This window comes from Lancefieldella parvula, from assembly GCF_963547875.1.
GTDB lineage: Bacteria > Actinomycetota > Coriobacteriia > Coriobacteriales > Atopobiaceae > Lancefieldella > Lancefieldella parvula_D.
This window is the reverse complement of record NZ_CAUUSI010000016.1, coordinates 1-23,851: the sequence shown is the minus strand read 5'-3', so window position 1 is coordinate 23,851 and position 23,851 is coordinate 1. Positions and strand designations below refer to the sequence as shown.

29 protein-coding genes are annotated in these 23,851 nt (G+C 49.4%); 2 read left to right on the top strand and 27 right to left on the bottom strand.

Going from position 1 to position 23,851, the window contains the following annotated elements:
* From RWJ96_RS05920 to RWJ96_RS05910, 3 genes are all read right to left on the bottom strand, one after another.
* Window positions 1–315 (bottom strand): PTS sugar transporter subunit IIA (locus RWJ96_RS05920; protein WP_314019448.1); only part of this gene is annotated, 315 nt, incomplete at its 3' end.
* Between the two features lie 93 nt (window positions 316–408).
* Window positions 409–1,602: an iron-containing alcohol dehydrogenase gene (locus tag RWJ96_RS05915; protein WP_314019446.1), complete on the bottom strand. Its 1,194-nt coding sequence runs from the start codon at window positions 1,600–1,602 to the stop codon at window positions 409–411.
* Window positions 1,603–1,637: 35 nt separating this feature from the next.
* Window positions 1,638–2,522: a DegV family protein gene (locus tag RWJ96_RS05910; RefSeq protein WP_314019444.1), complete on the bottom strand. Its 885-nt coding sequence runs from the start codon at window positions 2,520–2,522 to the stop codon at window positions 1,638–1,640.
* Window positions 2,523–2,723: 201 nt separating this feature from the next.
* Between RWJ96_RS05910 and RWJ96_RS05905 the strand changes: the two genes are divergently transcribed.
* The gene (locus RWJ96_RS05905; RefSeq protein WP_314019443.1) at window positions 2,724–3,671 is read left to right on the top strand and encodes a DMT family transporter; all 948 of its coding nucleotides are present in this window, start codon (window positions 2,724–2,726) and stop codon (window positions 3,669–3,671) included.
* 73 nt (window positions 3,672–3,744) lie between these two features.
* On the opposite strand, the gene nrdG is transcribed toward RWJ96_RS05905, so the two are convergent.
* From nrdG to RWJ96_RS05890, 3 genes are all read right to left on the bottom strand, one after another.
* Complete coding sequence (nrdG, locus tag RWJ96_RS05900) at window positions 3,745–4,287, bottom strand: anaerobic ribonucleoside-triphosphate reductase activating protein (protein ID WP_314019442.1); 543 nt, start codon at window positions 4,285–4,287, stop codon at window positions 3,745–3,747.
* A gap of 113 nt (window positions 4,288–4,400) precedes the next feature.
* Window positions 4,401–6,623 (bottom strand): anaerobic ribonucleoside-triphosphate reductase, encoded by a 2,223-nt coding sequence (gene nrdD, locus RWJ96_RS05895; protein WP_314019440.1) that lies wholly within the window; start codon window positions 6,621–6,623, stop codon window positions 4,401–4,403.
* Window positions 6,624–7,045: 422 nt separating this feature from the next.
* Complete coding sequence (locus tag RWJ96_RS05890) at window positions 7,046–8,035, bottom strand: glycosyltransferase (protein WP_314019439.1); 990 nt, start codon at window positions 8,033–8,035, stop codon at window positions 7,046–7,048.
* A gap of 73 nt (window positions 8,036–8,108) precedes the next feature.
* Between RWJ96_RS05890 and RWJ96_RS05885 the strand changes: the two genes are divergently transcribed.
* Window positions 8,109–9,275, top strand: a complete 1,167-nt coding sequence (locus RWJ96_RS05885; RefSeq protein WP_314019437.1) for a glycosyltransferase — start codon at window positions 8,109–8,111, stop codon at window positions 9,273–9,275.
* A 107-nt stretch (window positions 9,276–9,382) separates the two neighbouring features.
* Here RWJ96_RS05885 and RWJ96_RS05880 read toward each other — a convergent pair whose 3' ends face one another.
* From RWJ96_RS05880 to rpsH, 21 genes are all read right to left on the bottom strand, one after another.
* Window positions 9,383–10,423, bottom strand: a complete 1,041-nt coding sequence (locus tag RWJ96_RS05880; protein ID WP_314019435.1) for a glycosyltransferase — start codon at window positions 10,421–10,423, stop codon at window positions 9,383–9,385.
* Between the two features lie 172 nt (window positions 10,424–10,595).
* A complete protein-coding gene (locus RWJ96_RS05875; protein ID WP_314019433.1) occupies window positions 10,596–11,336 on the bottom strand; it encodes a hypothetical protein in 741 nt (246 codons plus the stop codon).
* Between the two features lie 197 nt (window positions 11,337–11,533).
* Complete coding sequence (gene truA / locus RWJ96_RS05870; RefSeq protein ID WP_314019431.1) at window positions 11,534–12,430, bottom strand: tRNA pseudouridine(38-40) synthase TruA; 897 nt, start codon at window positions 12,428–12,430, stop codon at window positions 11,534–11,536.
* Window positions 12,431–12,557: 127 nt separating this feature from the next.
* Entirely contained in the window at window positions 12,558–13,334 is a 777-nt protein-coding gene (locus RWJ96_RS05865; protein ID WP_314019429.1) for an energy-coupling factor transporter transmembrane component T, read from the bottom strand.
* Window positions 13,327–15,039 (bottom strand): energy-coupling factor transporter ATPase, encoded by a 1,713-nt coding sequence (locus tag RWJ96_RS05860; protein ID WP_314019427.1) that lies wholly within the window; start codon window positions 15,037–15,039, stop codon window positions 13,327–13,329. The genes RWJ96_RS05865 and RWJ96_RS05860 overlap by 8 nt, the downstream gene beginning before the upstream one ends.
* Before the next feature lie 73 nt (window positions 15,040–15,112).
* Window positions 15,113–15,598, bottom strand: a complete 486-nt coding sequence (rplQ, locus tag RWJ96_RS05855) for a 50S ribosomal protein L17 (protein ID WP_035426920.1) — start codon at window positions 15,596–15,598, stop codon at window positions 15,113–15,115.
* A 33-nt stretch (window positions 15,599–15,631) separates the two neighbouring features.
* Window positions 15,632–16,573, bottom strand: a complete 942-nt coding sequence (locus tag RWJ96_RS05850; protein WP_035432040.1) for a DNA-directed RNA polymerase subunit alpha — start codon at window positions 16,571–16,573, stop codon at window positions 15,632–15,634.
* Window positions 16,574–16,597: 24 nt separating this feature from the next.
* The gene (gene rpsD / locus RWJ96_RS05845; RefSeq protein ID WP_012809219.1) at window positions 16,598–17,191 is read right to left on the bottom strand and encodes a 30S ribosomal protein S4; all 594 of its coding nucleotides are present in this window, start codon (window positions 17,189–17,191) and stop codon (window positions 16,598–16,600) included.
* A gap of 17 nt (window positions 17,192–17,208) precedes the next feature.
* Window positions 17,209–17,610 (bottom strand): 30S ribosomal protein S11, encoded by a 402-nt coding sequence (gene rpsK, locus RWJ96_RS05840; protein WP_012809220.1) that lies wholly within the window; start codon window positions 17,608–17,610, stop codon window positions 17,209–17,211.
* A 14-nt stretch (window positions 17,611–17,624) separates the two neighbouring features.
* Window positions 17,625–17,993 (bottom strand): 30S ribosomal protein S13, encoded by a 369-nt coding sequence (rpsM, locus tag RWJ96_RS05835; protein WP_314019426.1) that lies wholly within the window; start codon window positions 17,991–17,993, stop codon window positions 17,625–17,627.
* A 15-nt stretch (window positions 17,994–18,008) separates the two neighbouring features.
* Window positions 18,009–18,122, bottom strand: a complete 114-nt coding sequence (rpmJ, locus tag RWJ96_RS05830; RefSeq protein ID WP_002563183.1) for a 50S ribosomal protein L36 — start codon at window positions 18,120–18,122, stop codon at window positions 18,009–18,011.
* A 146-nt stretch (window positions 18,123–18,268) separates the two neighbouring features.
* The gene (gene infA, locus RWJ96_RS05825; protein WP_012809222.1) at window positions 18,269–18,487 is read right to left on the bottom strand and encodes a translation initiation factor IF-1; all 219 of its coding nucleotides are present in this window, start codon (window positions 18,485–18,487) and stop codon (window positions 18,269–18,271) included.
* Window positions 18,488–18,600: 113 nt separating this feature from the next.
* Window positions 18,601–19,389: a type I methionyl aminopeptidase gene (gene map, locus RWJ96_RS05820; protein WP_314019424.1), complete on the bottom strand. Its 789-nt coding sequence runs from the start codon at window positions 19,387–19,389 to the stop codon at window positions 18,601–18,603.
* Window positions 19,386–20,012, bottom strand: coding sequence for an adenylate kinase (locus RWJ96_RS05815; protein ID WP_314019422.1), 627 nt, complete (start codon window positions 20,010–20,012; stop codon window positions 19,386–19,388). The genes map and RWJ96_RS05815 overlap by 4 nt, the downstream gene beginning before the upstream one ends.
* 67 nt (window positions 20,013–20,079) lie before the next feature.
* Window positions 20,080–21,360, bottom strand: coding sequence for a preprotein translocase subunit SecY (gene secY / locus RWJ96_RS05810; protein WP_314019421.1), 1,281 nt, complete (start codon window positions 21,358–21,360; stop codon window positions 20,080–20,082).
* Entirely contained in the window at window positions 21,360–21,806 is a 447-nt protein-coding gene (gene rplO, locus RWJ96_RS05805) for a 50S ribosomal protein L15 (protein ID WP_035426932.1), read from the bottom strand. The genes secY and rplO overlap by 1 nt, the downstream gene beginning before the upstream one ends.
* An 11-nt stretch (window positions 21,807–21,817) precedes the next feature.
* The gene (gene rpmD / locus RWJ96_RS05800; protein ID WP_012809227.1) at window positions 21,818–22,003 is read right to left on the bottom strand and encodes a 50S ribosomal protein L30; all 186 of its coding nucleotides are present in this window, start codon (window positions 22,001–22,003) and stop codon (window positions 21,818–21,820) included.
* A 2-nt stretch (window positions 22,004–22,005) separates the two neighbouring features.
* The gene (gene rpsE / locus RWJ96_RS05795; protein WP_035426935.1) at window positions 22,006–22,527 is read right to left on the bottom strand and encodes a 30S ribosomal protein S5; all 522 of its coding nucleotides are present in this window, start codon (window positions 22,525–22,527) and stop codon (window positions 22,006–22,008) included.
* A 9-nt stretch (window positions 22,528–22,536) separates the two neighbouring features.
* Window positions 22,537–22,905: a 50S ribosomal protein L18 gene (rplR, locus tag RWJ96_RS05790; protein WP_035426936.1), complete on the bottom strand. Its 369-nt coding sequence runs from the start codon at window positions 22,903–22,905 to the stop codon at window positions 22,537–22,539.
* Between the two features lie 68 nt (window positions 22,906–22,973).
* Window positions 22,974–23,510, bottom strand: a complete 537-nt coding sequence (gene rplF, locus RWJ96_RS05785) for a 50S ribosomal protein L6 (RefSeq protein ID WP_035432048.1) — start codon at window positions 23,508–23,510, stop codon at window positions 22,974–22,976.
* A 27-nt stretch (window positions 23,511–23,537) separates the two neighbouring features.
* On the bottom strand, window positions 23,538–23,851 hold a 314-nt coding region (rpsH, locus tag RWJ96_RS05780), incomplete at its 5' end, for a 30S ribosomal protein S8 (RefSeq protein ID WP_314019420.1).

The following is a 23,851-nucleotide window of genomic DNA, read 5'->3' as shown; positions in this document are numbered from 1 at the left end:
ATCTGGAACAAGCAGTGCAATAGCAACATCAACGGGCTTCTCGTCAAAAGAAGGCCACTCAAGAGGAGTGCTGTTCTTGAAGACAAAGACAGCTGCGTCCTTGATAGCAGCATCTTTTGCGTGTGGAACTGCAAAACCGTCAGTCATGCCGGTCTCACCCATTTCCTCGCGAGCTAGGAAGGCATTATAAACAGCGTCTGCATTATCAGTTACGCCAGCCTCCTGAGCCTTATCGGCAATAAAACGCAGGACATCATTACGGCTCGCTGCGTTCTGGTTTACAAAAACATTGTCTGCCTTAACAAAACCGCTCATGAATCTTCCTTCCGTATGTTTGAGCTTTGTGGCTCAGTAACTTCGTATGTAGTAATAATACCCGCAATGAAACAAAATTTGCCTTGAGAAACTTTACTTTAGAGCCATCCTCAGAATCTGCTGAACATCTGCTGTTTTAAGTTGCATAAAGTTGCCTGCATGGTCTCCACCGCGAGCGTCAATAGTGCCCTCAGCCATCTGAAGAATATCCTCTTCAGAAGGGGCAACTCCAAGCTCAGCAAGGGAGGTTGGCATACCAATTGCATGACACCACTGATTCCACGCCTCAATTCCTGCAAGGCCTGTAACAGCAGGATTATGGAAGTTGTTTTGAACTCCAAAAACGTTAACCGCAAACTGCGCAAAGCGCTCTGGATCTTGGCTCATAACGTACTTGGCCCAACTTGCCCAAATAGCCGTAAGACCAGCACCGTGAGCTACGTCATACTTTGCGCTCAGCTCATGCTCGATTGCATGAGAAGCAAAATCGCTTACGCGACCAGTTCCAGTAAGTCCGCAGTGAGAAAGCGACGAGGCCCAGAGCAAATCTGCTCGTGCAGCGTAGTTCTCTGGCTCTTTGACGGCAACCAGAACAGCTTCTTTTACGGTACGCAGGAGTCCCTCGGCAAGCTCGTCGGTGAGTGCCACGTCCTTCTCGAGCGTAAAGTAGCGCTCCATAGTGTGCATCATGATATCTGCGCCTGTTGATGCCGTCTGATAAGCGCTCACAGAGTAAGTGAGCTCTGGATTCATGATGGCAAAGCAAGGACGACCACTCTGATGATGATAAGAACGTTTAAGCACACGTCCATCGGCCAGCGTAATGTTCATGACAGAAGAATCTGAGGTCTCAGAGCCAGTTCCTGCGATAGTAGAAATGACGCCAAGAGGAACTGCCTTTGAAACACTAACCTTATGCAAATAGAGGTCTTCAAGAGAAACATCATTGGCTAAGCCGTATGCAATTGCCTTAGCAGAATCCATGACAGATCCGCCACCGATAGCCAAAATGAAGTCAACACCCTCGCGTTTACCCAGCTCTACAGCTTCTTCTGCAAGCTCTAAACGAGGGTTAGGAACAACTCCACCACAATCAACATACGTAATTTCAGCATCGCTTAAAAGCTGGTGAATCTGGTTAAGCAAGCCGCTCTTTACCACATGATTGCCACCAAAATGCACTAGCACCTTGCTACCTCCGTGAGCAGAGACAAGCTCTGCCGCACGAAGCTGAGTATCTTTTCCAAAAACCACCTGAGTAGGTACAACGTACTCAAAATTAACCATAACTAAAGACCTTTCTTACCTACTCGAGCAACATCTTAAGCGCGAGGCTCTTCTCCCCACCAGAACGTTGCAACAGTTCCAGGACCAGTATGAACGCCAATTGTTGCACCAATAGTAAAGATGTTGATATCGCCTGTCTGAGGAAGCTTCTCTTTAATAAGCTCTTTAACAGCCTGAGCATCAGAAGCGCACTCGGAGTTAGAGATAAACACCTTACGCGCGTAAGCATTTCCCTGCTCAGCGGTTTGAGTCATAATCTCAACAACGCGAGCAGTTGCCTTCTTTTTGCCACGTGCCTTCTCTTTAACAGCCAAAGAGCCGTCGGCCTCGACATCCATAACAGGACAAATGTTAAGCATGCCGCCAAGCAGGCCAGCTGTCTTAGAAATGCGACCGCCGCGAACAAAGAAGGTCAAATCTGTAGAGAAGAACCAGCCATACACACGATGACGTGCTTCTTTAGCCCATGCAACTGCCTCGTCAAAAGACAGGCCTTCATCGCGTTTATCGGCAAGACCATCTACCAAGAGACCATAACCAGAAGATGCCTGCAGAGAGTCAACAACCTCAATCTTTCTGTCAGGGAACTCCTGCTCAATCTCTACCTTTGCCTGGCAAGCAGACTCGTATGTTCCAGAAACGCCTGAGCTCAACGAAACATGAAGAACGTCTTTGCCCTCCTCCAGGAAAGGACGCCAAAAGGCCATGTACTCACCAATTGATACCTGTGAAGTGCGGCACTCAGCACCTGCAAGCATCTTTTTATAGAGATCAGCTGGTGCATTAGTGCGACCAAAGTCATCCTTGCACTGAACACCGTCAAGCTCGTAGTTGAAATATACGTATTTCACATCACGTGACTGAAGGTACTTCTCACTTACATCGGCCGTAGAACAACAGGTCAAAACGTAGTTGGACATACAAGTCTCCTTGAAATATCTTCTTGCATAAAACAATCGCACACACTTATTTTTCTTGCAGATGTGAGTATACTTCTAATCTCATTTTTATGCTGCTTGTGGGGCGTTCCAAGTGCAAAATCACGTATACTTGCACGCGTTTGATTTTCTCAGAACACTACCTATACCTTAACTTTTATCTTCGACGGGAATGGATAGCGCGTGGCATTATCAGATCTTTCTACTAGAAACTCTTCCAGACTCACACTAGATACTTCTTCTACGCTTGTATGGAAGTTTGCTCTTCTTGTCTGCGCACTTATCTGGGGCGGATCTTTTGTCGTTATCAAAGATGCAATTAGTTACATCTCGGCAGCTTGGCTTATGACCTTACGTTTTGTCTTTGCTGTAGGTATTGTTGCCATCATCTTTAGAAAAAACCTTAAAGAACACTTGGATGCCACACATATCAAATACGGCGTGCTTTTAGGCGTTCTTAACGGTTTAGGATATCTTTTCCAAAATGGAGCTCTTGCTTATACCACTGCAGGTAAAGCCGCTTTTATTGCATCAATTTATTGCGCGATGATTCCGTTTGTAAACTGGCTTATCGCAAAGAAAAAACCTCATGGAACCAGTATTTTTGCAGCCTTTTTATGCGTAGCTGGCATTGGTCTTATCTCACTGGGCACTGATTTTTCGTTCTCGTTTGGCTTGGGCGAGCAGATGACATTGCTTTCAGCTATTATTTTTGCCTTTGATTTTGTGCTTATTGCCGAGCTTGCTCACAAATACGACATCATCACGCTTACGGTGGTGCAGCTTGGCGTGAGTGCCCTTCCCTGCCTTGCCTACGCGCTTTGCTTTGAAACGGTTCCCAATTTTGCGGTATTGTCCACAAATGCCTGGGTTGCTCTCGCCTACATCACTCTTATTGCAACCGCACTGACTGGTGTTTTGCAGAACCGCGCACAGAAGTCAGTTGCTCCTGTTCAGGCCTCACTAATTATTTCTCTGGACAGTATTTTTGCAGCAGTTTTTGGCGTTATCTTCCTTGCCGAAGTTATTACCCCTACAATTTTCCTGGGCTTCATTGTTATCTTTGTTGCAATCTTTATCAGCGAGGTTGGCGAGAAACCCGCAGAGCCCCAAACCTCTTCAGAAAGCTAAGGCTCTCTCTCCATAACATGTACCTAAGAAAAAAGCCCGCAGCCGCGGGCTTTTTGAATACGATAAGCGGCTTTTACATCTCTCGAGAGCTCAGCATTGGTCCGTCAGACCAAAGGGTAATCTCTCCTGAGGCCAATGTTTTAGGGACATCAATAAGACGCTGGTTGGAAGAACCTCTAAAACGCAAGGTAATATCGTAAAGGCTCTGAACCCATGGGCCGTCTACCAGAACATCAATGCAAGACAGGATGCGATCGGTATACTCTGTGTGCCATTTTCCCTCGGTCAACTGATCCCAGGTGTGACCTGAATACATCCAGATGCTCTTTTGTGGATAGGTAGCCCTGACCTTCTCGACAAACTCAACAAGGCCTTCTTGGTTTTCTGGCTCAAAAGGCTCTCCGCCAAGGATGGAAAGACCGTTGATATAGACAGGTGCAAGCGAATCAATAATCTCTTGCTCAACTTCTGGAGTAAACTCTCCGCCGCTCTTGAAGTCCCACGCCTCGTAATTAAAGCAGCCTTCACAGTGCAGACGGCAGCCCGAAACAAACAGAGTTGTTCTTACGCCAACACCATTTGCAATATCTGAAAACTTAATATTTGAATAGTTCATACATAACCTTTGATGGGCAACATCCACATATTGTGGATGTTGCCTGATAGAGATAATAAAAACGAGCAGAAGGGCCAAGGCGCACTTCTGCTCGTTTGTCTGGTACTTAAAACTTAGAGGTGAAGGACGCGGTCCTTGATCTCCTGGGTACGGCCCTGGTTCCAGAACTGGGTACCAATATAGCCACAGGTACGACGAGCAACGTTCATCTTGGTCTGGTCACGGTTGCCGCAGTGTGGGCACTCCCAAACCAGCTTGCCGTCCTCCTCGACAATCTGAATCTCACCGTCATAACCGCACTCCTGGCAGAAGTCAGACTTGGTGTTGAGCTCTGCATACATAATGTGGTCATAGATGAACTGCATGACGCTAAGAACAGCCTCGATGTTGTCCTGCATGTTAGGAACCTCAACGTAAGAGATTGCTCCACCTGGGGAAAGACGCTGGAACTCAGACTCAAACTGGAGCTTCTGGAATGCGTCAATCTCTTCTGCAACGTGGACGTGGTAGCTGTTGGTGATGTAGCCCTTATCGGTGATGCCTGGGATAACACCAAAGCGACGCTGAAGTGCCTTAGCAAACTTGTAGGTAGTGGACTCAAGAGGAGTTCCGTAGAGGGAGTAATCGATATCCTCTGCTTCCTTCCACTCGGTGCACTTATCGTTCATGTGCTGCATAACCTGGAGTGCAAATGGAGTTGCCTCTTTGTCAGTGTGGCTGTGACCAGTCATAGCCTTAACGCACTCGTATAGGCCTGCATAACCAAGGGAGATAGTGGAATATCCGCCGTAAAGCAAAGGATCGATAACCTCACCCTTGTCCAGGCGAGCAAGTGCGCCGTACTGCCAAAGGATTGGAGCAGCATCGGACAGGGTACCCTTCAGGCGATCGTGACGAGCGCGGAGTGCACGGTGGCAAAGCTCAAGACGCTCATCAAAGATCTTCCAGAACTTGTCCATATCGCGACCAGCAGAAAGAGCAACATCAGGAAGGTTGATAGTTACAACGCCCTGGTTGAAGCGGCCGTAGTACTTAGGCTTGTTTGGCTCATAGTTCTTTGCGCGAGCAACGTTGTTGAAGCCATTACCAGAACGGTCTGGAGTCAGGAAGGAACGGCAGCCCATGCAAGTGAAGGTATCGCCCTCGCCTTCCTTCTCGCCCTTAGAAAGCTTGTACTCCTTCATCTTCTTCTCAGAGATGTAGTCAGGGACAAGGCGGCGAGCGGTGCACTTTGCAGCCATCTGAGTGAGGTAGTAGTACTTGGAATCCTCGTAAACGTTGTCCTCTTCAAGAACGTAGATGAGCTTAGGGAATGCAGGAGTAATCCAGACACCCTCCTCGTTCTTTACGCCCTGGTAACGCTGACGGAGCATCTCCTCAATGATGAGTGCAAGGTCCTCCTTCTCCTGCTCATTCTTTGCCTCGTTGAGATACATGAAGACAGTAATGAAAGGAGCCTGGCCGTTGGTGGTCATCAAAGTGACAACCTGGTACTGAATGGTCTGAACGCCACGAGAAACCTCATCACGAAGGCGCTTCTCAACCATCTCGTTGAGCTGCTCAGCAGAGAGCTCAACACCGACGGAGTTCATCTCCTCCATAACGGTCTTGCGGATCTTCTTACGAGAAACATCAACAAATGGAGCAAGGTGAGCCAAGGAGATGGACTGACCACCGTACTGGCAGGATGCTACCTGAGCAATGATCTGAGTTGCAATGTTGCATGCAGTGGAGAAGCTGTGTGGACGCTCAATCAGAGTACCGGAGATAACAGTGCCGTTCTGCAGCATGTCATCAAGGTTGATGAGGTCACAGTTGTGCATGTGCTGTGCAAAGTAATCGGAATCGTGGAAGTGGATGAGACCCTCGTTGTGAGCAGCAACAATATCCTCTGGAAGAAGCTCACGCTGAACGAGGTCCTTAGAAACCTCACCAGCCATGTAGTCACGCTGAACAGAAACAACGGTAGGGTTCTTGTTGGAGTTCTCCTGCTTGACTTCCTCGTTGTTGCACTCAATCAGAGACAGAATCTTGTCATCGGTGGTGTTCTTGTGACGCTTCTGGTTCTGGATGTAGCGGTAAATGATGTACTTACGAGCAACCTCAAAGCGGTCAAGAGCCATGAGCTGATCCTCGACAAGGTCCTGGACCTCCTCGACGGTGACGGTGTGTCCAGCCTTCTCACACTCATCGGTAACGTTGAGGGAAGCAAACTGAATCTCACGCTCAGTCAGGCGCTGATCCTCAGGGACCTCTGCGTTAGCCTTAGCGATTGCGTTAACAATCTTCTCAACCTCGAAGGTGACCTCTGAGCCATTGCGCTTGATAATCTTCATGTGCAAACTCCTTGAACAAACGTTGGTGAAAGCAACGCTTTCATGCGTGTTTAATTGGATTATCACTGCGGTTCCTAAGCTTTTGCCTAAGCGAAGTAGTTGGGAACCCGCTTGTGTGATGGAAACTACTATGCCACAACTTATAGTGTTTGGGTTCGAGAACTATAACAATATATTGTGAAATTTCCACACGAATACAAAATTATGTATTGACACGTTGCGGCAACCAATATCTCTGCAGGTAGAAAATTAGCTAGAAACTTCGCTAATTACAAAATTTATTAATGGTCAAAAAATAATTCGATTTTTTGTAAGTAGGCATTCGTCGCCTTTCACAAATGCGCCACAATTCACCCCTCAGCACTCACTTTTATTGAACGTTTGGGCATAAAAAAGCCGACACAAAATGTCGGCTTTGGTGGCTAGTCTAGTGGAGGTTGCGGACGCCAAGTTGCGTCTTTATAGATAAGACGTGCATCCTTCCAGCCCTTTATTAGGCGAGAAAGGCCAGACGAGAAGTGCGCTCTGTCTACCAAAATGAGTCGAATAATCTCTTTTGCAAAGGTCAGAGCGGTACCAACACCAAAGAGCACAGGGTTGTAATCACCGTGAACCTGGAAGTAACGGGCAATATAGCCGCGGTTACGTGTGATGTAATAGCGCGTCATATCAGAGGTTGAATTAAGCTGACGCACAGAACCAATACTCTGACCAGGAACTTCTCGACATCTTGAAAGAACAAAGTCTGGAATCAAAATAGGCTGCGTTACCTTGCTGGCCAAATAGCCATATAAGGCGTCATCCCAATAGATAAAGAAGCGCGCGTCAGGTAGACCAATCTTCTGCACTACAGAGCGCTTAAAGCAGGCGCCCTCAAAGCACATCACATTGCACTCGCGGTAAGAAACACCATCAAAGCCAGCCTTTGCCAGCGGATTGTAGATGCCCAGGGCGGTGCTAAAGCGATACTGCCAGAAGAAAGGGCCTCCATCAAAGTCATAGCGCTGACCTTGGATAACCTCAGCCTTATCTGACCATGCGTCAAGCTTATCAAGACCATCAGGCAGCACAGCTACGTCATCGTCCATAACCCAGAACCACTCGGCGCCCAGCTCATAACCTACGCGCACACCCTCAGAGAAGCCGCCGGAGCCTCCAGTGTTTTGCTCCATAGGGACGTAACACACGCGATTAGTGCCACCATGAGCGTCAAGATCTTCAGTGGTTTCTCCCCACGTGGTTTTGACCTTCTCCGAAAACTCCGACACAAGCGAGGCTGTCTCAGAGGAGTTTTCGTTGTCCACAACAATGATGCGCCATGGAGCCTGCGTGAGCTGTGTAATGGAATTGAGCAGGTTGGAAAGCAATTCCTGGCGTTTAAAGGTGACTATGACAAGGGCGGTGCGCTTCATATTTCCTCAAAATGTGACTTCGTGAGTGAGTTGATGCCTATATAGTATAAAGCAGCAATCAAAAGGAGTTTAGATGAGTCACGCTCAAAACCACCAACCTTTGGTTTCTCTTGTTGTGCCCATATACAACGTTGCAGACTATCTGGAGCAATGCCTGGCAAGTATTCAATCACAGAGCTACACAAACCTGGAGATTATCTGCCTAAACGATGGCTCAACTGACTCGTCTTTAGCTCTTTTGGAAGCATACGCTGCCCGTGATGGTCGCATTGTCATCATTGACAAGGAAAATGAGGGTTACGGAGCAACGTGTAATCGTGGCATTGCCGCAGCTCACGGCACATGGGTGGGGATTGTTGAGCCTGACGATTACCTTGAGCCAACTATGGTTCAAGAGCTTGTTGATCTTATCCAGGCAAACGGTGGAGAAAGCCAGGTAGACATTGCGCGTTCAGCCTATTGGCGCGTGTTTGGTAATCAGAAAAATGGCCGTGCGGGAGCAAAGTCGCAGTTCAAAGGAACTGTCAGTGCTGCCGAGTACAGAGTTTCCTGCGCATATAAGGGCCGCGTCAAGCCTTTTCATCAACCTTGCTCTATTGATCAGATGGCACAGCTTCTGCTGCACCATCCTGCTATTTGGACGGCGCTCTATCGCAAGGAATTCTTGACCCAAAATCACATCAACTTCAAAGAAGTCCCCGGTGCAGGCTGGGTGGACAACCCCTTCCTCATTGCCTCGCATTGCTGCGGAGCTCGCATAGTGTACACAGACTCTGCGCTCTACAACTATCGCGAGAATGGCTATGCAGAAGCCGCTACCTTTGCGCAGCGTCAGCCTAAAATTCCGCTTGAGCGCTGGAACGACATGATGGATGTTGTGGACGCACGCAACATCACCTCAGACGTGGTGCTCAACGCGCTCACACTGCGCGGCATCAACTACGCGCTGCTTACAAAAGACGCGCTTACCTGGCGAGAAGAACATGATGCTGCAGGTAAGACCGACTCAGAAGTGCACGATCTTCTCGCCAAGAGCTTTGAGCGCATGGACGCAAAGCGCGTGTTTGAAAACCCAGCAATCTCAGGCTCTGGAAAGGCTTTCTTTGCGCAGGTGAGAGGTATTGCTCTGTCAAAAGATAACAAGTTTGCTCGCTATGCATATCTAGCCAAAGAAGGATTCTTCCGTGTCAAAAATGACGGCATAGCACAGACGTTTAAATCGCTCATGGACAGGCGTTAAAATTTGGTTCTAGAGGCTTGATCTAAACACAAATCGTCAGGGCTACTCTAGAATCACACGCTCAGAAACACGCCCAATTTTTAATGTTGCTTATGTGTCGCTGCGGCTTATACAAGTGGAATGCGCATAAAACGTGCATACCATACGGCTCTGCGTACATAGGCATAGCGAGCTCGTGTTGTAGTAGACAAAATAGCACCAAGCAAGGCATGAGCTACCAGTCGCGGAGAAGTTGCTTCAGTGACAATAAGGTGCGCTACAGGATTAGAAAGAATCTTGACAATAAAGTTTTCTTTTTCCTCATGGCTAAGCTGGGATTCTTCGTTGAATACAGGATACATATTCATAAGAAGTTTGCTGATCAGGTAGCGGCTAATCAACTTTTGAACTTTTTTAGAGTTTGCAAAGCCAAGATGTTTGGCAAGGGCCATGAGCGCCTGACGCTCCTGAGTAAGCTTGTCCATAGAAGCAGCAATAGTTTTTTCTTCCTCAGAAGATTCCGCTGGTACATCAACAAAAATTGCTTCTGGGGCGTACGTAACATGTTTTGCAATCTCAAAACAGTAGCCAACAAAATTGCACTCGCCATCAGTCTCTGGCTCATGCTTAATCTCGGTCAAAATGCGCGTTGAGCACAGCTTTCCGCTCATAGACGTCAAATAAGGAAGCTGCGACTCGTCAAATACCTGCAACAATGCAGAAGCTTTTGAACCAAAAGCTTTTTTGCATTCCATAGATGACTTGGCAGTTTTCATATGCGCAATAACAATATCAGCCGCTTTAGGTGAACCAACAGGACCCAAAGCGGTAGCTGCAGAATAAAGCTCCTGCAAAAGGTGGGAGTTAAACCTATAAGAAGGCTCAGTGGTAAGCGTATAGGCTCCGCGAGCACGACCCTGAGCAATCTCAAGTGCAACAAAATGGCTAATGCCCGATTGGCACAAGACATCTAGACGAGGCTCTTGATTGGCAAGGTTATCTAACATGCGAGCAATCTGGGGATCGGAGCTATTGTCAACGATGATGAGCTCCCAATGAGGGTATGTCTGCTCTTGAAGTTGCCTAATTACCGTTCTAATAGCATCAGCATCATTATCAGCGGCCATGAGAACCGAAATCATATGTGGATTGTATGAGCGCTCGTGCATTCCACATCCCCCAAACTGGTCCTAAATTTTAGATACCAGTTTACCCATAAAAAGTGAATTAAAAAGACATTTTTATTCTATCAAAATCTCTCCACATATCGTGTTTAACTGCTGTTATGTGGACATCTGACCTGTTTTGTAGGAGCGGCGCTACACACAACGCCCATAACGTCTATACGAGCATGCCAACAAGCTTTCCTAAGGCCGTAGGGTCAACGGTAGTGCCACTTGAACCTTCAACAACAGGAGCTTCATCATGCTCAAGATTAGACACGCCAATTGGCTGCACAATCTCTACAAGCTCAAGAAGCTGATTGGGATTCATATCGGTAATCATTGAAGACAACAAACTAGAAGCATTGCTTACCAGTGAACGAGCGCCCGAACCAGAAAGTGCCGAGATTTTCTCCCACACATCATCTGTGGCAATGATAACGTGCGTAATCTTGATGTTGGTGACAGAAGCAAGTGCGCTAACAAAAGCGCTCTGACCGTCATCTTTGTAAATATCTGCCAGTGTTTTAGCGTTTGAGTCTACTTCTGCATACACATCAGTAGGAATAGACACTATATGGCCGGTTCCCTGCGTGCGATCAATGACCAAAAGCCGTACAGACTGAAGCGTCGACTCCCCTGCCTTAAGCGAATTTGTGCTGATAACGGCATAGGTAAGAAAGTCATCATCAGATTGTGTAGTGCCATCCGGATTGCCTGAAACACTTTGGCTCTTTACAGCCTTGTTAAGCCCATGATCTCCCAAGTGAGACTCAAGCTGCGCGCGATCCCAAAGAGTTACAACAACAATGCCTACAAGAACAGCAACAATGGCGACAACAGCAAGGCCAATCACGTTGGTATAGGGATTCTCACGCGGAACATCGCTGCGCTCAAATCTTTCTCTTTTCCTAAACATACTGGCTCCCTGCCTCACTGTTCATCAGTTCTGCAAGAGCTCCTAAAAAAGACGCTCTCTTCTATGATGCTATTTCTTTGCGAAGGAAACCACCGCACACAATACAAGTGGTAGAAAAGACTTCGTAAACGGCGCGAGAAGGGCAATGAAGCCGCACTGCGCACAGAAATTACGACGCGATCAAGGAACCGAAAGCGCTACCAGGGTTGCAAAACACCCTCTGGATAGCGAACGTTTACAAACGTGAGGCCCTGAGCAGGCGCGCAACTGCCAGCAGCAATTCTGTTCTGAGCAGCTAGAACCTCGTCGATCCACTCCACAGGCCTGTGACCGCGTCCAATCTCAACCAGTGTGCCCACAATCGTGCGCACCATGTTATGCAAGAAGGCATTGCCCGTGATATCAACTGCAATGAGTTTCTCGCCAGCCTCTTCAATTTCTTCTACCGTAAGGCGCTCAACAAAACGATGCGTCGGCTTGCCTTCGGCAGAAATTGCCTTGCAGAAGCTCTTGAAATCGTGCTCTCCCACCAGCGCCTGCGCCGCCTTGTCCATAAGCTCTACGTCCAAGTGGCCGTTGTACCACCACACGTGGTCCCAGCCCAGCACGGGACGAGCGCTACCTGCACAAATGCGATAGCGATACGAGCGAGCCTGGGCATCAAAGCGTGCCGAGAAACCCTGTGGGGCGCGGAAGAGTTGTCGGATAGAGATGTCATCGTCGGTCAGAGCGGTGAGCGAGCGGACGAGTTTCTCGCCAGACAGCGCCAGCTCAGCGCCGTAAACAGGAAGGCTCACGTACTGAGCCTGGGCGTGAACGCCGGCATCGGTTCTGCCCGCGCAGGTGAGCTCAACCTCTCTGCGCAAAACGGTCTGAAGCGCGCGACGAAGGTCTCCTGCCACGGTGCGCTGGGTTGGCTGCTCGGCAAAGCCGCAGAAGGCAGCGCCGCGATAGCCTAGCTTGATGACAAGCGTAGCTTCAGGCTCAGCAGAGGCGTCAGCGAGAGCCTCGGCAGCTGATAGCTCAGCAGAAGACTCCTCGGATGCATAAACGCTGCAGTTTGATGCATTGTTCTGTGACGTTTCTGAGTTCATGAAGCTCCCTGAAAAAACTTTTGGCGCAACAAAGTGATTGTATCGTAGGCTCAAAGAAAGCGCACGCTACGCGACAACAAACGCCAGCGCTACAGCGTTGCAAGAACACTACAGCGTTGCAGGACCGCTACAGCGTTGTAAGACCAAAGCACGCGGCAGTCCAGAGCAGAAGCACAACCCAGTCTACAAGCTGCATTTTTGCGGAGATACGCGTACGTTTTGCGGAGCCAAGACAGCGATCCGTCATGGTTTGCGCCATCTGATCGGCTCGCTGAAAGAGCGATACGGTGAGCGGCACCAGAAGCGTAAACCACTTTTTGATTCGCTCAACAATACTGCCTGATTCAAAATTAAACCCGCGTGCCCGTTGAGCTGCTCTAATTCTGTCGAGCTCTTCGAGGGTAAGAGGAATTGCTCGCAGCGCAATTGAGAGCGCAATACTCAGGCCGTCAACGTCAACACGAATAAGGCGCAGAGGCATCAACAGTACAGAAAAGCCATCAGCAAGCTGCGTGGGTGTAGTTGTTGACGCTACCGATAAAACCAGTGCTAGAGCAAGCAATACGCGAGCAATAGCTACAGTGCTCCTGTAAAAGCCTGCCACAGAAAGTCCAACTGATCCAGAGAAAATGATATCGGGGTGTCCAATAAACACCAGCGTATTGGCCACAAATGAGAGGAGCAAAACAAAAGCTGCAGGCTTTGCCACGCGCAAAAACTCCAAAATACTTACACGAGCGCTCCAAAGAAGGCTCACACAAATCAAAGCAAATGCAGCAAATGCAAGTGGCTGCTGTATACAGAAAAGAGCAACAATTCCCACAAGGGTGGCAACGATTTTTGTCTGCGCTGTCAACGAGGCAAGCGAGATACGCTTAAGCAGAGCACAGGGGCACTTAGACATAGCAAGCCTCCAAAAGCTCATGCAATACGCTTACAAACAGCGGGCAATCAAGCTGCGCAGCTTCGTAGACCTCCGGACTTGTCTGCGCTTCTTGTACATTGATGTCTGCAACAACACAGCCCTTCTCGAGAAACACTACTCTATCGGCAAAAGGAAGCCATTCGCTTACGTCGTGCGTGATTGCAAGAACTGCCTTGCCCTCGTTTGCAAGCTCACGAGCAAGATGCAGCACCTGCGAGCGCGCCTTGCCATCAAGCCCAGACGTTGCCTCGTCAAACACAACCGCGTACGTTGCGCAGGCCAGCGTTCCTGCAAGCGCTGCGCGACGAGCCTGGCCACCAGAAAGCGTCAACGGAGACGCGTCCATGACCCGCTGGTCAAGCCCCACACGTGCTGCCGCATACGCGACAAGCGCCTCAACATCATCTGGCGAGAAACCCTTGTTAGTTGGACCAAACGCGATATCTTCAGCAACACTTTGGGCAAAGAGTTGATCCTGAGGGCGCTGGAAACACATACCGACATCTCCAGGGCTCACCAGTCGCGCATCGATTGTTGCGTGCCCGGTATCAGCCTCTATGAGGCCAGCGGCTATGCGGGCGCAGGTTGTTTTTCCAGAGCCAGAAGCGCCTACCATAACAACAAGCTCTCCCGTAGAGGAAATAGTTACGTCATGCAGAACGGGCTTGTCAAACGCATGAGACACGCCACAAACTGCCAGCTCATGCTCCTCGCCAAGAGCTTGAATTCCGTCATAGTTGTTTGCTCGCACTACCTCAAGGGCGCGCTTATAGACAAGCTCATCCAAAGCGTCAAATGCAAGGTTGTTCTGAACAAGAAACGCAACAAACTCTGATGCGTTAAAAGGCACATCAAACTTATAGCCAGCCTGTGCAGCTATCTGCGCTGTTGCTGTGAGTGCATCATCAAAACCAGCGTTTGCGATTGCATTTGCATCCAAGAGAAACTCTGTGGGAGTTCCCGACCAAACTAACTGGCCTTTCTCCAAAACAAGTACCTGGTCAGCCCCGGGAAGAGACTCAAACGAATGAGAAATCTCAAGCACACCCATCTCGTTTGTAACAAGGGTATTTACCAGGTTAGAAAGGTGATTTCTGAATCGAGTATCAAGCTGAGCAAATGCCTCATCAAGCACCAGATAACGTGGATGCACTGAAAGCGCTGCTGCAATAGAAACAAGCTGCTGTTGGCCTCCAGAAAGCGTATGGGTAGGCGCGTCAATCAAATCGGCAATGTCACAAAGCTCCAGTGTTTGAGTAACGCGAGAAACTATCTCTTCTTTTGGCAAACCAAGATTAGCAGGGCCAAAGGCAACTTCATCAAAGACAGTAGCACAAACAAGCTGCGCTGTTGGATCTTGACGAACCATTCCCACAACGGAAGAAATCTGAGTAGACGGCACTACGGTCACTGAATTGCCGTCTACTAAAACCTCTCCGGATAGAGAAAAAAGTGATGCATTACAAAGATTTGCAAGCGTTGACTTACCTGAACCATTGTGGCCAAGCACAACCGTTCTAGAGCCCGGCTTTAGGGTAAATGAAACGTTATCAAGGGTTAGTGCCATTGGGTGCGGAGATTGGCTCTCTGTGGCTCCTATGGCATCTTCAGAAGAAGAGTCAGTCATGGATTGTGTAGCAGCTAACGCACCGTATGCAAAAGATACGTTTTTGAACTCAATCATGACAACCCTCCTTCATTTGAAAAAGAGGTCCCAGCAAAAAGCCAGGACCTCTTCAGATTCACTTTGACAGAAGTTACTCTGCAGCCTCTTCGGTCTGCTCGGTCTCCTCTGCTGGAGCCTCGGTCTCCTCTTCCTTTACAGGAGCAGGAGCAACCTTGGTAGCCTTAGCCTTCTTGTTGGAAGCCTTTGGCTGAACTGGCTCGGTAACAAGCTCAAGGATAACAACTTCAGAAGCATCGCCCTTACGAGGACCCAGCTTCATGATGCGGGTGTAGCCGCCGTTGCGGTCAGCCCACATACCCTGAGCAGCCTTGTCAAATACCTCACGGACAAGCTCTGCGTTACCAACCTTGGCCATAGCAAGACGACGAGCGTGAAGGTCGCCGCGCTTTGCCCAAGTGATGACCTTGTCGACCTCGCCGCGAACTGCCTTAGCGCGGACGTCAAGAGTCTTAATACGATCGTTAGTGAAAAGGGCTTGGATCAGGCTCTTCTTGATGGCCTTGGTGTGGCTAGCATCAGTACCAAGCTTCATGCCCCTCTTCTTATTGTGCCTCATAATTTACATTCTCCTATGCGTGACAAGGCGCGACTAAGCCTTAAGGGACAGGCCCATGCTCTCGAGCTTTTCCTTGACTTCTTCAATAGACTTAACACCAAAGTTTCTGATGTTGAGAAGATCGTTCTCAGAGAAATCAACGAGCTGACGGACAGAGTGAATTCCTGCACGCTTGAGGCAATTGTAAGAACGGACGGAAAGGTCCAAATCCTCAACCTGCTTCTCAAGCTCGGAATCGTCCTCGACGTCTGCCTTAGCAAAAATCGAAGCCTCTTCCTGAGTCTCGTCAAAATCAGTAAGTCCCATGAATGCGCTCATGTGCTGGTTAATGATGTTTGCAGCCTCAACGACAGCCTCGCGAGGGCTGATTGCACCATTGGTCTCAACCTCAAGCACCAGACGATCATAGTCGGTGTGACGGCCAACACGGCAAGGCTCAACAGCCTTAGCGCAGCGGCGAACTGGCGAGAAAATCGAGTCAACGTGAATGAATCCAATTGGATCGCTCTCACGCTCGTTATCCTCACCGGAAACATAACCGCGACCATTACCAAGGCGAAGCCTCATGGAAAGATGAGCTCCCTCAGCAAGGGTGCAGATGTGCTGAGCTGGGTTAACCAGCTCGTAGCCCATAGGAACATCAAGATCAGCACCAGTGACTTTGCAAGGACCCTCAACAGAGATGGAAGCCTCAGCCTCATCAGAGTTGTTGGTGTTGCGGAAAACTAGGCCCTTAACGTTCAGAACGATGTCAGTAACGTCCTCATAGACGCCTTCAACCGTAGTGAACTCATGCTGAACACCATCAATCTGGATGGCCTCAACCGCAGCTCCCTCAAGAGAGGAAAGCAGTACGCGGCGGAGGGAGTTGCCAAGCGTGTCACCATAGCCACGCTCAAGCGGCTCTACGCTCACACGAGCGACGTTTGCGCCGATTTCATCTACCGACACGTTTGGTCGGATAAATTCGGACATTGCTACCTCCAAAACGGGTCGGGCTTACTTGGAGTAGAGCTCGACGATCAGCTGTGCGTCAATCTCAAGGTCGATCTGATCGCGGGTTGGAAGCTGAAGAACAGTGCCCTGCAGCTTCTCAATGTCAACCTCAAGCCATGCAGGAACTGCCATGTGCTCGGAGGAAATGAGAGCTTCCTTGATTGGAAGAAGATCCTTTGCCTTGGAAGCAACAGCGATAACATCGCCGCTCTTTACGCGATAAGAAGGAATGTCAACACGCTGACCGTTAACGGTGATGTGACCGTGACGGACAGTCTGACGAGCCTCTTTACGTGTACGAGCAAAGCCAAGGCGGAAGATGACGTTGTCAAGACGAGTCTCAAGGATGCTCATCAGGTTGTCACCAGTAATGCCTGGGTTCTTCTTAGCCATCTCATAGTAACCGTGGAACTGGTTCTCAAGGACGCCGTAAATGAACTTAGCCTTCTGCTTCTCACGGAGCTGCATACCGTACTCGCTCTCCTGGCGACGACGGCGACGTGGCTCACGGTTAGAAGTCTTATTGATCCCCATCACAACGGGATCGATGCCAAGCTGACGACATCTTTTAAGGACCGGGGTCCTATCAATTGCCATTTGCTTGTCCTTTCGTGCTAGTTGCGACGGCGCTTTTTAGGACGGCAGCCGTTGTGTGCAATAGGTGTCTTATCCTGAATACCCGAAACCTCGAGGCCTGCTGCCTGAAGGGAACGGATTGCGGTCTCGCGACCAGAGCCTGGGCCCTTAACAAAAACAGCTACCTTGTGGAGACCGTGCTCCATTGCTGCCTTTGCTGCTGCCTCTGCTGCAAGCTGTGCAGCAAAAGGAGTGGACTTACGAGAGCCCTTGAAGCCGACGGTACCACCGGACTGCCAGGAAATTACATTACCCTGGGGATCGGAAATAGAGACAATCGTGTTATTGAATGTGCTCTTGATGTGGGCCTGGCCCACTGCAATGTTTTTACGCTCGGAGCGGCGGACGCGTGTAGTGCGAGCGTTCTTTTTCTGTGCCATTAGCTACTCCTCGCCTACTTCTTCTTGCCGCCCACCTGACGCTTCTTACCCTTACGAGTACGAGCGTTAGTGTGGGTACGCTGACCGTGGACAGGGAGGCCCTTGCGGTGACGGAGGCCGCGGTAGCAGCCAATCTCCATCAGGCGGGCAACATTTTGACGCACCTCGCGGCGAAGATCGCCCTCGGTGGTGTAATGAGCGTCAATAAAGTCACGAATCTTGGTGACTTCTTCCTCTGTGAGGTCCTTGACGCGAGTATTTACATCGATACCAGTCTCGTTGCAAATCTTGGTTGCACGAGTCTGACCAATGCCGTAAAGATAGGTGAGTCCGACCTCAACACGCTTATCGCGTGGCAGGTCGACGCCGTTAATACGGGCCAACTTGGTGCTCCTTCCTTAGCCCTGACGCTGCTTGTGGCGCGGGTTCTCGCAAATCACGTAAACCTTACCGTGGCGACGGATGACTTTGCACTTGTCGCACATCTTCTTTACCGAAGGACGTACCTTCATGTGTCTTCCTTTCGGTTCTGCTGATACGAACTATATACTCGCCCAGCCGCTGGCGTGAAATACCGACTGTACTTACGTACATATGCCTTTGCAACGTGCGCAAAGACACAGATAGCCTCATGCATGGCACAAGACTTTTGCATTACTTACTTATAACGGTAGGTAATGCGACCCCTGGTAAGATCGTAAGGAGAAATCTCTACTACAACCTTGTCACCAGGGAGAATTCGAATGTAATTCATTCGAATCTTACCTGAGATGGTGCAAAGGATGGTCTTGCCGTTCTCTAACTCAACGTTAAACATAGCGTTTGGCAGGGGTTCTAGTACCTTGCCTTCAAGCTCAATCGCGTCTTGTTTAGCCAACTTTCATCCTCTCGACACATCGACAGCGGTTATCAATAATACATAAAAATGTGCCACTCGTCTATCACTTATTTTTTCAACACAATTAGATAGCGAGAAGAACAATGTATGTGTTACTCAAGACCGCCTTGCATCTCGCACCATGGACCAACTTCATCTTCTGAAACGATAACGGGGCCATCGGCAGTAATAGCAATCGTGTTCTCATAATGTGCTGATGGCAGGCCATCATCGGTAACAACGGTCCAACCATTTTCAAGAACGGTGCAATCGTAGGTACCCATAGCAATCATAGGCTCAATTGCAATTACCATTCCCTCACGAAGAACAATGCCGTTACCTGCACGACCATAGTTTCTGACCTCGGGGTCCTCGTGAAGATTGCGGCCAATACCATGACCAACAAAATCACGAATAACGCCATAGCCGTTATCCTCAGCAAGCTTCTGAACTGCATGTCCAACATCGCCAAGGCGAGCACCAGGAACAGCAGCTGCAATACCTGCCTTAAGGCAATCGCGGGTAACCTCGCAAAGTGCCTGGGTTTTCTCGTCAACAGTTCCGCAGTAGAACGTCCAAGCGTTATCTCCTGCCCAACCGTTAACGGTAGCACCCGTGTCAATGGTCAGAATATCGCCATCTTGCAAAATGACGTTAGCTGATGGAATACCGTGAACAATCTGCTCGTTAATAGAAGAGCAAACAGATCCAGGGAATCCACCGTAGCCTTTAAAGGTAGGGGTTCCGCCATGAAGTCTAATAAAAGCTTCAACAGCGCGGTCAATCTCGAGCGTTGAAACACCAGGTCTAATCATGGATCCAGCACGACGAAGGGCTGCCTTAGAAAGGGCGCCCGACACCTTCATTGCCTCGATTTGTTCAGGTGTTTTTATCGTAATCATAGTGCGAGGAGTGTCTTTACGTCGGCGAATACCTCGTCAACAGGACGATCTCCGTTGACCTCCTTCAGAATTCCATGACCCTTGTAGTACTCGATCAAAGGAGAAGTCTGGTTCTCGTATACATCAAGACGCTTACGAATTGTCTCTGGCTTATCGTCATCACGCTGATACATCTCACCAGAGCAATTTGGGCAAGTCTCTGTACCAGCAGGTGCAGTATAGCCACACTCTTTGCACGTACGGCGAGAAGAAAGACGCTCAACAATAACCTCTGGCTCAACAGCAACAAGCAGAGCTGCATCAAGCTTGAGGCCCATATTCTGAAGCTCAGAATCAAGGGTTACTGCCTGAGCGCTGTTGCGTGGGAAGCCATCAAGAATAAAACCAGCCTTTGCATCGTCTGCAGAAAGGCGCTCTTTTACCAGGTCAATTACAAGCTGATCTGGAACAAGCTGACCAGCATCCATATACTCTTTAGCCTTAACGCCAAGCTCAGACTGAGCTTTAACAGCAGCACGAAGAAGGTCACCGGTTGAGATATGAGCAAGTCCATACTCTGCAACGAGCTTCTGAGCCTGTGTACCCTTGCCAGCGCCAGGTGCGCCGAGAAGAACAATGTTCATGCTTCGCCTTCCTTTCAAATAATAAAAGGGGCCTGTTTCCAGGCCCCTTTATGCTACGTATTAAGAACTACTTAAAGAAGCCCTCATAGTTGTGCATCTTAAGGTGGGACTCAATGGAAGAAAGTGTATCCATTGCAACACCGACCATAATCAGGACGGAAGTTCCACCAAACGCCTGTATCAACGAATCGCCTGTGAACCAGAAAATAATGGTTGGAACGATTGCAAGAACTGCCATAAAGATAGCACCGGGAAGGGTGACTCTGTCAATAACAGTCTTGATATACGTTGAAGTAGCAGTACCTGGACGAACACCAGGAATAAAGCCACCCTGCTTCTTAAGCTGGTCTGCTGTCTCCTCTGGATTGAACACCATTGAGGTGTAGAAATATGCAAAGAAGACAATGAACATAACTGAGAGAACCCAGTTAACCCATCCAGAAGAAAGTGAAGTAGCAAGATTTTGAATCCACTCTACTCCTGGGAAGAACACAGCAACCTGAGCAGGAAGGTACAGGATTGCAGATGCAAAGATGATTGGTACAACGCCTGCAGTGTTTACCTTAATTGGGAGGTAAGTTGACTGACCACCCATCATACGACGGCCAACAACGCGCTTGGCATAGTTGATAGGAATACGACGCTGACCACGCTCAATGTAAACAATGAGCGGAATAATAGCGAGCATAACCACAACAGTAACTACAGTGAGAACAATGTTTCCACGAGTAGCAACTGAAGAAATAAGGGCTGTTGGAAGTCCAGCCATGATGTTTGCAAAGATGATTAGACTCATTCCGTTGCCAACACCCTGCTGAGTAATAACCTCACCGAGCCACATAATAATGATGGCACCAACTAGCATGGTAAAGACTACCAGGAAGTTTTCAAGTGCCTCAGGCACGCCCTCCATAGATGCAAAAGATACACCATAGCTCTTAAACAAGAACAGGTAACCAACTGCATTGAGCAGAGCTAGGCCAACCGTAAGATAACGCGTGTACTGCGTAATCTTACGCTGGCCGCTCTCACCATCTTTAGCAAGCTCGCCAAGAGATGGAATAACGGACTGCATCATCTGGAAGATGATCTGAGCCGTAATGTAAGGCATGATGCCCAGACTGAAAACAGACATGCGAGAAAGAGCGCCACCCGAAAATAGGTTAAGCACGGCCATTGCGCCATTCTTAGCAAGACCATTCTGATAAACAGAAAGCATCTGCTGGAATGGAGCACCGGGCACAGGAAGATACGCACCAAATCGGTACAGAAGAAGAATCAGTACCGTAAGGAGAATCTTTCCCCTTAGTTCCGGAACACGAAATGCGTTGGCGATTCCTTTACTCACTACTCGGCCTCAACCTTTCCACCGGCCGCCTCGATCTTAGCCTTTGCGGAGGCGGAAACCTTGTCGACCTTAACAGTGAGCTTCTTAGAAAGCTCGCCATCACCCAGAACCTTGACTGGGATGAAGTTGTACTTGATAACTCCCTTAGCAACCAGAGCCTCTGCGTCTACGGTCTCGCCATCTGCAAAGAGAGCGTTCAGACGAGCAACGTTGACTGGAGCGTACTCAACACGGTTGTGGTTAGTGAAACCAGGAAGCTTAGGAAGACGCATAGCCAGTGGCTGCTGTCCACCCTCGAAGCCAGCGCCCTTACCGCCACCAGAGCGGGAGAGCTGACCATTCATACCGCGGCCGGCAAAAGTACCATTGCCTGAAGAATTACCGCGACCTACGCGCTTACGATTTTTGCGCGAACCCACTGCGGGGCGAAGATCATTGAGCTGCATTATTACTACCTCTAGTTCTCTTCAACCTCGACAAGGTGCTTAACCTTGAAGATCATTCCACGAATGCTTGGGTTGTCAGGCTGCTCGACGGTATCGCCGATCTTGTGGAGGCCGAGGGCCTTCACCGTAGCAGTCTGGTCCTTCTTGACGCCTGCAACAGCGCCACGGACAAGCTTGATGCTAAGGTTCTTAGCCATCGTTAGTTCTCCTTTCCGACGAACATATCGCCGACGGTTAGGCCACGACGCTCAGCTGCTTCTTCTGGGCTGGAAAGCTCCTTCAGACCCTCAGCTGCTGCCTTAATCATATTCAGAGCGTTGTCGGTACCAAGGGACTTAGAAAGTACATTGGTGATACCTGCAAGCTCGAAGAGTGGACGAATAGGACCACCAGCAATAACACCAGTACCCTCGAATGCAGGCTTAATAAGAACAGAACCTGCACCGTAGTGACCAGTGACTGCGTGTGGTACGGAACCGGTCTCGGTCAGTGGGACCTTGAACATGTTCCTCTTTGCGTCCTCGACGCCCTTCTGAATTGCCAGAGGTACCTCAGCGGAACGACCCTGGCCAATACCAACGTTACCCTTACCGTCGCCAACGACTACCAGAGCAACGAGTGACATACGGCGGCCACCCTTAACGGTCTTGGAAACGCGGTGAATATAAACGACGCGCTCCTGAAGATCCGTATCCTGCTGGCGCTTACGATCACGTGCCATTGAATCCTCCTAGAACTTCAGGCCCGCGTTGCGGGCGCCATCTGCCAAAGCCTTGACGCGGCCGTGATAGAGACGGCCACCACGGTCAAAAGTGACCTCAGTGACGTTCTTCTCGGCAGCGCGCTTACCGATAAGCTCACCTACGAACTCAGCTGCCTCCTTGTTGGAGCCAACCTTGCCAGTAGAACGGAACTCTGGGTCAAGCGTAGAGGCAGAGCAGAGAGTTCTTCCAGAAGCGTCGTCAATAAGCTGTGCATAAATGTTTGCGTTTGTGCGGTGAACTGCAAGACGCGGACGCTCAGGTGTACCAAAGACCTTGGCACGTACGCGGCGCTTGCGGCGTTCAAGACCCGCCTTTTTCGCCTGCTGCTTGTTCATTCCTTCTCCTTAGAGACATGCCATCACCTAACGGGGTGATGGTCTTTTAGCCTAAAAGTAGGGTTGCTTTACTTAGCAGCCTTACCGAGCTTCCTGCGGATGTGCTCACCTTCGTAGTGAATGCCCTTGCCCTTGTAAGGCTCTGGTGGACGCTTCATACGAATCTCAGCTGCAACCTGGCCGACCTTCTCCTTAGAAATACCCTTAACAGTAAGGTGAGTGTTATCAGGTACCTCAAAGCTAATGCCCTCAGGTGCAACATAGAGAACTGGGTGAGAATAACCAAGGGAAAGGTCAAGATCCTTGCCCTTAAGTGCTACACGGTAACCAACGCCGGTGAGCTCAAGCTTCTTCTCGAAGCCCTCAGAGACACCAACAACCATGTTGTGAATAAGGGTACGGACAAGACCCTGCTGAGCATTGGACTCAGTGGACTCGTCAACGCGAGTAACAAGAATCTCCTCGCCCTCCTGAGCGATAGCAACCAGCTCAGAGAAAGTACGAGTCAGCTCGCCCTTAGAACCCTTAACGGTAACGGTGGTGTTATCAACTGTCACAGTGACTCCAGCAGGAATCTGGACAGGCTTCTTACCAATACGAGACACGGCTGTCTCCTTTCATTCCTGTCAGATTTACCAAACGTAAGCGATGACCTCGCCGCCAACGCCGTTCTTACGAGCGTCGCGGTCGCACATCATGCCCTTAGAAGTGGAAACCACTGCAGTACCAAGACCACCAAGAACGCGTGGAAGCTTCTCAGCGGTGGAGTAAATGCGCAGACCAGGCTTGGAAATACGACGAATGCCGCGGATAACCTTAGCGCGCTTCTTACCATACTTAAGGGTGATGTGAAGAGTCTTCTGAGGCTTAGTATCCTCAACGGTGTAACCCTCGACATAGCCCTCTTCGGTGATGACGCGAGCAATCTCAACGAGCACCTTGCTCG

What these genes read in the sequence shown, in the direction of transcription:
- RWJ96_RS05915 (WP_314019446.1), bottom strand. Translation starts at nt 1,602, where the DNA reads ATGGTTAATTTTGAGTACGTTGTACCTACTCAGGTGGTTTTTGGAAAA.
- RWJ96_RS05910 (WP_314019444.1), bottom strand. Translation starts at nt 2,522, where the DNA reads ATGTCCAACTACGTTTTGACCTGTTGTTCTACGGCCGATGTAAGTGAG.
- nrdG (WP_314019442.1), bottom strand. Translation starts at nt 4,287, where the DNA reads ATGAACTATTCAAATATTAAGTTTTCAGATATTGCAAATGGTGTTGGC.
- nrdD (WP_314019440.1), bottom strand. Translation starts at nt 6,623, where the DNA reads ATGAAGATTATCAAGCGCAATGGCTCAGAGGTCACCTTCGAGGTTGAG.
- RWJ96_RS05890 (WP_314019439.1), bottom strand. Translation starts at nt 8,035, where the DNA reads ATGAAGCGCACCGCCCTTGTCATAGTCACCTTTAAACGCCAGGAATTG.
- RWJ96_RS05885 (WP_314019437.1), top strand. Translation starts at nt 8,109, where the DNA reads ATGAGTCACGCTCAAAACCACCAACCTTTGGTTTCTCTTGTTGTGCCC.
- RWJ96_RS05880 (WP_314019435.1), bottom strand. Translation starts at nt 10,423, where the DNA reads ATGCACGAGCGCTCATACAATCCACATATGATTTCGGTTCTCATGGCC.
- RWJ96_RS05875 (WP_314019433.1), bottom strand. Translation starts at nt 11,336, where the DNA reads ATGTTTAGGAAAAGAGAAAGATTTGAGCGCAGCGATGTTCCGCGTGAG.
- truA (WP_314019431.1), bottom strand. Translation starts at nt 12,430, where the DNA reads ATGAACTCAGAAACGTCACAGAACAATGCATCAAACTGCAGCGTTTAT.
- RWJ96_RS05865 (WP_314019429.1), bottom strand. Translation starts at nt 13,334, where the DNA reads ATGTCTAAGTGCCCCTGTGCTCTGCTTAAGCGTATCTCGCTTGCCTCG.
- RWJ96_RS05860 (WP_314019427.1), bottom strand. Translation starts at nt 15,039, where the DNA reads ATGATTGAGTTCAAAAACGTATCTTTTGCATACGGTGCGTTAGCTGCT.
- rplQ (WP_035426920.1), bottom strand. Translation starts at nt 15,598, where the DNA reads ATGAGGCACAATAAGAAGAGGGGCATGAAGCTTGGTACTGATGCTAGC.
- RWJ96_RS05850 (WP_035432040.1), bottom strand. Translation starts at nt 16,573, where the DNA reads ATGTCCGAATTTATCCGACCAAACGTGTCGGTAGATGAAATCGGCGCA.
- rpsD (WP_012809219.1), bottom strand. Translation starts at nt 17,191, where the DNA reads ATGGCAATTGATAGGACCCCGGTCCTTAAAAGATGTCGTCAGCTTGGC.
- rpsK (WP_012809220.1), bottom strand. Translation starts at nt 17,610, where the DNA reads ATGGCACAGAAAAAGAACGCTCGCACTACACGCGTCCGCCGCTCCGAG.
- rpmJ (WP_002563183.1), bottom strand. Translation starts at nt 18,122, where the DNA reads ATGAAGGTACGTCCTTCGGTAAAGAAGATGTGCGACAAGTGCAAAGTC.
- map (WP_314019424.1), bottom strand. Translation starts at nt 19,389, where the DNA reads ATGATTACGATAAAAACACCTGAACAAATCGAGGCAATGAAGGTGTCG.
- RWJ96_RS05815 (WP_314019422.1), bottom strand. Translation starts at nt 20,012, where the DNA reads ATGAACATTGTTCTTCTCGGCGCACCTGGCGCTGGCAAGGGTACACAG.
- rplO (WP_035426932.1), bottom strand. Translation starts at nt 21,806, where the DNA reads ATGCAGCTCAATGATCTTCGCCCCGCAGTGGGTTCGCGCAAAAATCGT.
- rpmD (WP_012809227.1), bottom strand. Translation starts at nt 22,003, where the DNA reads ATGGCTAAGAACCTTAGCATCAAGCTTGTCCGTGGCGCTGTTGCAGGC.
- rpsE (WP_035426935.1), bottom strand. Translation starts at nt 22,527, where the DNA reads ATGGCACGTGATCGTAAGCGCCAGCAGGATACGGATCTTCAGGAGCGC.
- rplR (WP_035426936.1), bottom strand. Translation starts at nt 22,905, where the DNA reads ATGAACAAGCAGCAGGCGAAAAAGGCGGGTCTTGAACGCCGCAAGCGC.